Source organism: Oliverpabstia sp. (genome assembly GCF_022785585.1).
In the GTDB taxonomy this organism is placed as follows: domain Bacteria; phylum Bacillota; class Clostridia; order Lachnospirales; family Lachnospiraceae; genus Oliverpabstia; species Oliverpabstia intestinalis.
In genome coordinates, this window is record NZ_JALFPR010000172.1 from 1 (window position 1) to 7,552 (window position 7,552).

Below are 7,552 nucleotides of genomic sequence, written 5' to 3' on the forward strand. Positions count from 1 at the left end.
CCTTCCATAAAACGTTCCTGGTCGGTATCCTCGATACGCAGCATGAACTTTCCGCCTTCATGTTTTGCGATCAGATATGCATATAATGCCGTTCTTAAGTTTCCTACGTGCATTCTTCCGGTAGGGCTTGGTGCAAATCTTGTTTTTACTGTGCTCATAATATTTCGCTCCTGTTTTATAATGTAAATGTCCCGGATTGCTGTGTGTTTTGCACACGCACGATCCTTATCCTATTCAAGGTAAAAGGTGTGGAATTAATCCTCCACACCTTTGTTTTTTAAGTATTCAATTATGTCTCCGACGGTTTCCACATCTGACAATTCCTCTGCCGGAATCTCCAGTCCGTATTCTTCTTCCAGAGCCATAACCAGTTCAAATAAATCCAGTGAATCTGCTCCCAGATCATCTTTAAATGAGGTGTCAAGACCAATTGTCTCACCATCACAGTTCAACTGCTCTGCAATAATCTCTCTCATTTTTTCAAGCATATCTTTTATCTCCTTCATAAAGCATTTTCGACTTTACGCCTTTGTTTAACGAAAGTATAGCTATTATAAAATCATTTGTCAACCCATTCAGGAAAATATGCAAAAAACTTTATTTCTCTGTTACTGTTCCCTCTATTCTCAGTAACACGCTTCGCAGTGCACAGAATTTATGCTGTTTCTGCCTCCGTGATGTCTTCTCCCGTCGTCTGGATCCTTCCCGACACACTCAGGGCAATTCCCATCTCTGCCATCAAAAACAGGATCGACGTACCTCCGTAACTGACAAATGGAAGCGTGATACCGGTTGTAGGCATCAGATTCAATACTACGCAAAGGTTCAGGATTACCTGCAATGCAATATGTACAAAGATTCCTGTCACAACCAGCGTTCCATAAAGGTCCGGCGCATTCTGCGCGATAAAAAACAGCCGGTATAACAGATACCCAAACATCAGCAGTAATAATGCCGCACCGAAAACTCCCAGTTCCTCACATACAATCGAAAAGATCATATCATTCTGCGCCTCAGGAATCGTTCCCAGCTTCTGCGCACTGTTGCCAAGTCCTTTTCCGAAAAATCCGCCGCTTCCGATTGCGTACAGTCCCTGCAGCACCTGGTAGCCGCCGGATGACATATTGGCCTCCGGATGCAGCCAGGATAAGATTCTTCGGATACGAAAGTTATCACTGGTAGTCATCGTCATACCCATGTAAGCAATGACACTTCCTGCCACCACGCTGGTACCGAGAGCCAGTACAACAAAAGGCTTTGTTTTCGGATGTGCAATAAAAATCATAACGACGGCGATTCCTCCGATAATCATACCGGTACTCAGATTATCCGTAAAAACAAAAGCCGCACCCGCCTGTATCATACCAAAGATCAGCAGCCAGATTACTGCCCTCAATTGCTTTACCTGTTTTCCCATCTTGATAACAAGTATAGGCATATAAATAATAATCGCTATCTTGGCTATCTCTGCCGGCTGAAACTGAATACCCAGCTTTAACCATCGTCTGGAACCATAGGCTTCCACTCCAAATGGAGTAAACCGCACCATCGCCATCAGTACAACTGATATCAGGTACAAAGTTCCTGCGAATGGAATCATCAGATGATAATCCCATTTTGAAATAAAGATGGCAACAGCGATCGCTCCCACACTGATCAGTGCCTGCCTGCGGAAATAATACATATCATCTCCATGAAATTTCATCTGTGCTTCATACGCACTGGTACTGTATAACATAATCAGCCCGAAGCAGATCAGCAGAATTACAATCGCAAGAAGATTATAATCATAATATGCCCCCCGGTTGCTTTTCTTTTTTCTTCTTTTTTTCTCTTTTTGTTCCATGTAATACCCTCATTTCTTTCCATGCTCCCCTTGAGCGTGTCTGAAAATGATTTTCCTATATACCTCTTCCACGCTCCGGTATCCTGCCGGAGGTTTCAGCCGGATATCTTTGTTAAGTATATCACTATTAAAAAGAGAAAAAAACCCCCAGACATCTCTTTTTTTATGTTTCTGAGATGTCCGGAGGTTCTGTTTTATCTAAGGAGAATGTTTACTTTTTATTCTACATCCTGCAGTGCATCCGTATCTTCTTCACCGGTGCGGACTTTTACGACTCTGTCAACATTGTATACAAAGATCTTGCCATCGCCGATATGTCCGGTATACAGAACTTTCTTTGCAGCTTCGATGACCTGATCGACCGGAATGCTGCTGACTACCACTTCTACTTTTACTTTTGGAAGCAGGGTTGCATCGATTTCAACACCACGGTATTTCTCGCCGGCACCTTTCTGAACGCCACAGCCCATAACCTGTGTAACGGTCATACCGGTGACACCCAGATCGTTCATAGCTTTTCTCAGTTTGTCATATCTTGACAGTTTCGAGATGATAACTACTTTATACATACCGGTATCTGCTGCTGCCGGAGCTTTTACTACTTTAACTGCTGCATTTTTCTGTGCATCAGATGCTGCTTTGTAATCATCTGTACCAAGGTTTGTATTTTCATTGACATCCATCATCATGGTGTTGGAAACATCCATGATACTGAATCCTGAGTAAGCAGATGCCAGACCATGTTCCATTGCATCCAGACCTACGATTTCCTCTTCCTCGGTAACTCTCAAGCCTACAACAGCACGGATCACAAGGAAAGTGATGGTGATTGTTACTACGGTCCATGATGCTACTGCTGCAAAACCGATCAGCTGTTTTCCAAGAAGAGTAAATCCACCGCCGTAGAATAGACCGACCAGATCATCATTTCCAGGTGCGGATGTGGTTGCGAACAAACCAACGGAAATAGTTCCCCAGATACCATTTAAGCAATGAACTGCTACTGCACCAACCGGGTCATCTACACGTAATACATAGTCAAGGAACCATACACCGAATACTACCAGCAGACCTGCTACGATACCGATAATGATTGCTCCCAGAGCATCTGTAACATCACAAGGAGCTGTAATAGCTACCAGACCTGCCAGAGATGCGTTCAGACACATAGATACATCTGGTTTTCCGTAACGAACCCAGGTAAAGATCATACAGGTTACGGTTGCGATCGCCGGAGCGATGGTTGTTGTTACGAAAATAGAACCAAGCTGTTCCACAGATGTTGCTGCTGCGCCGTTAAATCCATACCAGCCAAGCCACAGGATAAATACACCAAGTGCACCGATTGCCAGGTTGTGTCCCGGAAATGCATTGACTTTTGTGATTTTTCCGGATTTATCTTTCGTGAATTTTCCGATACGCGGCCCAAGAATCTTGGCACCGATCAGTGCGGAGATACCACCTACCATATGAATCGCACAGGATCCTGCAAAATCATGGAATCCCATCTGGGCAAGCCAGCCGCCGCCCCAGATCCAGTGTGCTTCGATCGGATAAATCAGTGCGGAAATCACACCGGAGTAAATACAATAGGATAAGAATTTTGTTCTTTCAGCCATAGCTCCGGAAACAATAGTTGCGGTTGTTGCACAGAATACCAGGTTGAATACGAAGTTAGACCAGTCAAAATCTGCATAACTTGTAAAAATATCAAATCCCGGCTTTCCGATCAGCCCTACCATATCTTCTCCCAGTAACAGGCTGAAACCTATCAGGATAAAGGTACAGGTACCAATACAAAAATCCATCAGGTTTTTCATGATAATGTTACCAGTGTTTTTCGCTCTGGTGAAACCTGCCTCTACCATCGCGAATCCTGCCTGCATCCAGAATACCAGTGCAGCACCGATCAGGAACCATACGCCAAATACCTGACCGTTCAGAACTTCCATAATTTCTTCTGTCATACTTTTGTCCTCCTCTTTCTTTGTAATGAAAAAAGCGAAACAACGACGCTTTGCTTCTATATATAATATAAGATAAGAAGCTGCAAAACGCCGTTGTTTCGCTTTTTTCAAGCCCTGCCGTATCATCGAAAACAGAGTGTGCGATTTTCTTTAATACGACAAAAGGCACTACGGATGTTTTTCCATAGCGCCTTTGCTTTGTATGGGTGTATCTTACACCTTAGTTTCTATCCTGTCAATAAAAATTTTATAGTTTTTTTATATTTGTCACTTCTGTCTATTTTCCATAAATTATTATTTTAATTTTCTACATTTTTACTGTACACATTCTCCCTGACAATCGCATGGTTCCCGTGTCAGCCCGATATCAAAGCTCGGATTCATCTGGTAGAAGTTCTTACTGTTCAGCTGATCCTGGAGAGACTGGAGGGCTTCACCGAACCGTTGGAAGTGTACCACTTCTCTCGCCCGCAGGAATCGGATCGGGTCCGCAATCTCCGGAATATCCCGCACAACCCGCAGGATATTGTCATAGGTGCTCCGTGCTTTCTGTTCCGCAGCCATGCTCTCAAACATATCCGTGACCGGATCGCCCTTGGACTGGAACTCACAGGAGTTAAACGGAATCCCTCCCGCCGACTGCGGCCAGATCCCTACAGCATGATCCACATAATAATCCGCAAATCCCTGGTTTTCAATTTCTTCCACAGTGAGGTTTGCAGTCAGCTGATGAACGATCGTGGATACCATTTCGAGATGTCCGAGTTCTTCTGTCGCTACATCGGTAAGAACCGCCATGCAGACACGGTTCGGAGCGGTGAAACGCTGGGAGAGATAGCGCATCGAGGCACCGATCTCGCCGTCCGGGCCACCGTATTGTGTTGCAATAATCTTCGCGATCCGTGCATCCGTTTTCGTGATATTTACCGGATATTGCAATCGTTTTTCATATATCCACATACACTAACACCTGCCTTTCCCGGATCTTTCCCATGGCCATGGCTGCATCATCCATTCCCATGAATGACAGTCGGTCTCATCGATCAGATCCATTGTCAACGGTCCGAAACGTCTGGCATATTCTTCCATCGCTTCCCGGCGTATCCCTGCCTGTTTATGGTAGTATGCCATGGCCTCCTGATCCTGTGGGTGAGTGTCCATATAAAGCAGGGTATCATAAGCTGCAAATGCCGACTGCCCGATGGTTTCCATCAGCTGTGCTTTACTTCGTTCTCCCTGGCAGGTACAGTTATTTCGTCCCATCATCGCCTGCATCCGCCTCCTTTTCCACAAAATGGTTTACAAAGTTCCGGGAAAATTGTTCCGAGCTGAAATCCACGGGCAGGTTCATATACCTTTCCAAATTTCTGCATTGGCACATATGCCATTGCCAGCGGAAGCTTCTGCAAATGTTCCTGTACGGATGTTTCCTGCATACGATCACATATATTTGTGCAGGTTTTACTGGTAGAATCCATCGGAATCATCGATTCTCTGTTTCCTGTCATATTGCCACAGGTCCGGTTTCTGCAATTACCGGAAACATTCCGGCAATTCATACGATAGGAATCCATTCTCTTCTCCTTACTTCTGAGTTTTGTTTCTCTTTATCATATGAATGTGTGCAAATTTTCGTGTTTCCGTCCTGTTCTACTTCGTCTTATTTATGATACAGTCGCCTACCATATCCGCTACTGCCAGTGCTCCGTCTTTGTTCAGACGAACACCGTCTTCCTGATACCATTCCGGATGTTTCTGACTGTAGCTGTATAGATCCAGAACCGTCAGCTTATTCTTTTCACCAATGGTTTCGATCACATTTTTAATTTCTTCTACTCTTTTTGCCCTCTCTTCCATCTCTGTGCTTCCATCAGACTGTATCATCGGCGGCGTGACCAGCCAGATTTCCGGACTGCTCTTTAAATCCTGATAACCTTTGATCAGGGATTGATAATCTTTCTGAAACGTATCGATATCCGTCCAGTTTTCCTCTGTAGTATCGTTTGTTCCAAGCATCATAACAACAAGATTGGCTTTATATTCCGTACTGCTCTCATAGCGTTCTTCCTTTGTATACGGCTTTTTACTCTTTTTCTGAACCGCAGCGCCTTCCACACCGAAATTACCGATCCGATATTTTTTTTCTGCCTGTTCCATGTATTTCTGTAACTGTACCGGGTAACAGTTATCTTCCCGCTCTTCCACAGCAGTTCCAAAAGTTAATTCATCCCCTATACATGCCACTTTTAATTTTTGCTGATCCGCTGTATTTTGCATCAGATTCCAGAAAATCAATACAACTGCTACCAGTCCAAAGGCAACAGCCCGCTTTTTCTTCTTCTGTTGTTCCATTTTTCTGCTCCTTTCTGCTACTGTCTTTTTCTATTTTGTGATATCTTTTTCTTTCTGTCAATTTCATTAAAAAATACTGTCATTTTTTACAACAGATTTTACTTTTCTCCATCAATTTTCTCCATATTGTTTCTTGCATTTTTTCTCCATGACTCTTAGAATACGTATGGTTACTGATTTGTAATCATTTCACTTTTATATAGAAAGGATTCCTCATGGACACTACTGTAAAGGCAACTGCCGTATCAGGTCATCAGCGTGAATATCTGTTTGACAATTATAAAGTATTATTGATTCTTCTGGTAGTCATCGGTCACTTTATTGAACCGAGCAATGATCAGAATCCGTTCCTCTACGAATTAAAATGGGGAATCGTGGCGTTCCACATGCCCGCTTTTATCTTTATTTCCGGATATTTTTCCAAACGGATCCCATCCTTAAAAAAAATGCTTTGTGGACTGGTCATTCCCTATTTTGTATACGAGATTCTTTATTATCTTTTATACACCTTTATACTGGACAAAGAGACCGGCTTTTATTTTACAAGGCCGAAATTTTCCCTCTGGTATCTGATGGCACTGTTCGCCTGGAGACTGTTGTCTCCTCTGATTGAGAAAATTCCAGGCTGCATGGTTTTGTCAGTCATTGCCGGACTTCTTATTGGATTCACTGATTTTGGAAATTTTCTTTCCATTCCGCGTATTCTGTTTTTCTTCCCGTTCTTTCTTGCCGGGAAAAAATTTGATTCTTCTTCCCTCGCACGTTTTCGGAACCGGAAGGGATATCTGTGTGCTCTGACCATCCTGGGAAGTTTTGCCGTCTTTTTATTTACTGACAAGTACCATCACCGTCTGAATCAGAAGATTTTCTATGGACGATACTCTTACGCAGATATGGATATGAGTTCCGTCGAAGGCGTACTTGTCCGCATCGGCTGTTATCTGATCTCTTTTCTTCTGATCTACCTGTTCATGCTGGTACTTCCGACCGAAAAGAAATCCTACTCTTATCTGGGAGAGCGTACCATGGCAATCTATATCTTTCACGGTTTCGTCTACAGCTGCCTCAAATACGGTTCTTCTATTCTGACTTCGGTTGAGAGCAATCTGGAATGTCTGTATCTGCTGACATTCTGCTTCTTCCTGGTGTGGTTTTTATCAAGAAAACCTTTTGTATTATTTACAAATAAGATCGCCCATCTTTTCTGATGCGCGATCTTATTTTAATTTACGCTAGAGCGTGTCTGAAAAAGACTTTTCGTGAGTTGCGAGTCCCAATTTGTGGGAGATTTTATCCGAATGAGGGCGGCGTAGCGGGCTACGGCAACCGAATGAGGGTAAAATATACCGCAAAGTGGGGCTTGCAGATTGCGGAAATGATTTTTCAG

9 protein-coding genes and 2 pseudogenes are annotated in these 7,552 nt (G+C 43.5%); 2 read left to right on the top strand and 9 right to left on the bottom strand.

Going from position 1 to position 7,552, the window contains the following annotated elements; genetic code table 11:
- The 8 genes from MSA64_RS11680 to MSA64_RS11715 form a co-directional block, all read right to left on the bottom strand.
- A partial coding sequence (locus MSA64_RS11680) for a glutamate--tRNA ligase family protein (RefSeq protein WP_287891692.1) occupies positions 1-158 on the bottom strand: 158 nt, incomplete at its 3' end.
- 96 nt (positions 159-254) lie between these two features.
- The gene (gene acpP, locus MSA64_RS11685) at positions 255-488 is read right to left on the bottom strand and encodes an acyl carrier protein (protein WP_022173064.1); all 234 of its coding nucleotides are present in this window, start codon (positions 486-488) and stop codon (positions 255-257) included.
- 167 nt (positions 489-655) lie between these two features.
- Positions 656-1,846 carry an FtsW/RodA/SpoVE family cell cycle protein gene (locus MSA64_RS11690; RefSeq protein ID WP_022173065.1) on the bottom strand — a complete coding sequence of 397 codons (1,191 nt, stop codon included), beginning with the start codon at positions 1,844-1,846 and terminating at the stop codon, positions 656-658.
- Between the two features lie 218 nt (positions 1,847-2,064).
- Complete coding sequence (locus MSA64_RS11695) at positions 2,065-3,813, bottom strand: ammonium transporter (protein WP_154431918.1); 1,749 nt, start codon at positions 3,811-3,813, stop codon at positions 2,065-2,067.
- A 315-nt stretch (positions 3,814-4,128) separates the two neighbouring features.
- Complete coding sequence (locus MSA64_RS11700; protein WP_154431920.1) at positions 4,129-4,773, bottom strand: manganese catalase family protein; 645 nt, start codon at positions 4,771-4,773, stop codon at positions 4,129-4,131.
- Between the two features lie 3 nt (positions 4,774-4,776).
- Positions 4,777-5,079 (bottom strand): spore coat protein CotJB, encoded by a 303-nt coding sequence (locus MSA64_RS11705; RefSeq protein ID WP_022172169.1) that lies wholly within the window; start codon positions 5,077-5,079, stop codon positions 4,777-4,779.
- Positions 5,076-5,387: a spore coat associated protein CotJA gene (locus MSA64_RS11710; protein WP_227750400.1), complete on the bottom strand. Its 312-nt coding sequence runs from the start codon at positions 5,385-5,387 to the stop codon at positions 5,076-5,078. The genes MSA64_RS11705 and MSA64_RS11710 overlap by 4 nt, the downstream gene beginning before the upstream one ends.
- A gap of 76 nt (positions 5,388-5,463) precedes the next feature.
- Positions 5,464-6,165 (bottom strand): GDSL-type esterase/lipase family protein, encoded by a 702-nt coding sequence (locus MSA64_RS11715; RefSeq protein WP_277663311.1) that lies wholly within the window; start codon positions 6,163-6,165, stop codon positions 5,464-5,466.
- A 215-nt stretch (positions 6,166-6,380) separates the two neighbouring features.
- Between MSA64_RS11715 and MSA64_RS11720 the strand changes: the two genes are divergently transcribed.
- Together MSA64_RS11720 and MSA64_RS12150 are read left to right on the top strand one after the other, a co-directional pair.
- Positions 6,381-7,373 carry an acyltransferase family protein gene (locus tag MSA64_RS11720; protein WP_118617778.1) on the top strand — a complete coding sequence of 331 codons (993 nt, stop codon included), beginning with the start codon at positions 6,381-6,383 and terminating at the stop codon, positions 7,371-7,373.
- Positions 7,373-7,492 (top strand): annotated as a pseudogene (locus MSA64_RS12150) (DUF6783 domain-containing protein); the annotation flags it as partial. The gene MSA64_RS11720 and the pseudogene MSA64_RS12150, both read left to right, overlap by 1 nt.
- Here the strand turns inward: MSA64_RS12150 and MSA64_RS12155 are convergent.
- Positions 7,454-7,552 (bottom strand): annotated as a pseudogene (locus MSA64_RS12155) (DUF6783 domain-containing protein); the annotation flags it as partial. The pseudogenes MSA64_RS12150 and MSA64_RS12155 sit on opposite strands and share 39 nt — an antisense overlap.